Consider the following 1,677-nt stretch of genomic DNA (forward strand, 5'->3'; position numbering starts at 1 on the left):
AGTGAGTCCCCGGTTTCCTATGAGGAGCTGCTTCGGAACCCTGAAATCATCAGTCAGATGCTCGGTCTTGCGATCGCAAAACTCGATGACCTCAGAAAGGTTAAGCCGGATGCAGGCGGTCTGGTGGTTGCCACTGATGTTGAGCATGCGCACCAAGTAGCGCTGGCACTTGAGGCTAGGGGTGAATCATGCCGAATCGTGACCAACAGAGATAAACGTGCTCAGGATGGAATTAACGAGTTCAGGCATGGCGCTTCTCGTTGGATCGTAGCTGTGGGGATGATCAGCGAAGGGACAGATATCCCCCGATTGCAGGTTTGTTGCTACCTCAGCCGTATTCGCACGGAGTTGCATTACCGCCAGGTGTTAGGGCGTGTTTTGCGTCGAACTGGAGCGGCTGATGACCAGGCTTGGTTGTATGTGTTGGCAGAGTCGACCCTTGAAGGGTTCTCTCAACGAGTGGCTGATGACCTGCCCGAAGATTTAGCCATTCTCAGTCGGGTGCATGCTCCGCCTGACATAGTCGAAGATCTGATCAGCGAGCTGGCACCAAGCTACGAGTTGAGGTGCCCGTCGAGCGATGATGCTGCGCCATCAATTTGCGGGTTCTCGTTGGGGCTTTCCCCGAGCGACTCCGATTCCACTTCGCTCTACCGACTGAGTTTCTCACAGCGCTATCACTATCAGTTGTTAGCGCTTTTCTAAGTCTTCATCTGAGGCTTGTGGGGCACTAACTTCTTGCTTTTGGAGGCTTGTATGAGCTGCGTCGAGTTACTAGCCCCAGTTACCAAGTGCGTGCAGTTGGCTGGCAAACTGCTGGCTGCTGAGTGGAAGCGCTCAGGTGGGCCCAGGGGCTCGGGGGATAAAGCAAGCGTGGACACAGAGATCGAAGTACTTCTACGCAAAAGCTTGCTTGAACTGCTGGGCTGCGATTTCTGGGGAGAGGAAACCGGCTATCACCTTTCTGGGCATGAATACTGTTGGGTTGTTGATCCCAACGACGGGACTAGAGATTTCCTGCTCGGGCGACAGGGATCAGCTATTTCTGTCGGGCTACTGCGTGGTTCTAGGCCGGTTCTTGGCGTGGTCTATGCGCCGATCACGGTCGACCGTGGTCCTGATTGCATTGCTTGGGCGGAAGGATGCTCCCGCGTCATTCGCAATGGGGAGGAAGTTCTTTCAGGGTTGCAACGTGGGCCACTAACGTCTGGTAGCCAGGTTCTGATGAGTACAGCTGCAGGTAGTAAAGCTGACCTGAATGCAGAGTTATGTTCGCCCGCTAATTGTTGTCCCATGCCAAGCATTGCCTATCGGTTAGCACGAGTTGCCGTCGGTGATGCAATCGCAGGTGCGTCCCTTGTATCGGTGGGCGCGCATGATGTCGTAGCCGGCCATGCTCTTTTGACAGGCGCAAATGGTGTGCTTCTGAACCAGGATGGATTACCGGTCACATACCACTCCGTGGCGCAAATGATGAGCGTATCGAGGCGATGCTTTGGTGGCGCCCCTGAAGTGTGTAGAGAGCTCGCTAACAGGGACTGGCAACGCCTTTTCTGAACTCCTCGAGCGCTCTCGCGGGATGGCTCTTGGCGGCAACGCTAGGTCTGACCTTATGACATCTTTCACCAAAACCAGCCTCCAAGTAGAGTGGTGCTCCCCAGCCATTCCTTAGGGAAA

Annotated in this window: 2 protein-coding genes; both read left to right on the top strand. The window is 54.8% G+C overall.

Annotated elements, in window-relative coordinates:
- Positions 1 to 705 (top strand): DEAD/DEAH box helicase (locus PA6_RS22170; protein ID WP_021703193.1); only part of this gene is annotated, 705 nt, incomplete at its 5' end.
- Positions 706 to 756: 51 nt separating this feature from the next.
- On the top strand, positions 757 to 1,557 hold the full coding sequence (locus PA6_RS23255) for an inositol monophosphatase family protein (RefSeq protein WP_081672160.1): 801 nt from the start codon (positions 757 to 759) through the stop codon (positions 1,555 to 1,557).
- The last annotated feature ends 120 nt before the right edge of the window (positions 1,558 to 1,677 follow it).

The organism is Aquipseudomonas alcaligenes NBRC 14159, assembly GCF_000467105.1.
GTDB lineage: Bacteria > Pseudomonadota > Gammaproteobacteria > Pseudomonadales > Pseudomonadaceae > Aquipseudomonas > Aquipseudomonas alcaligenes.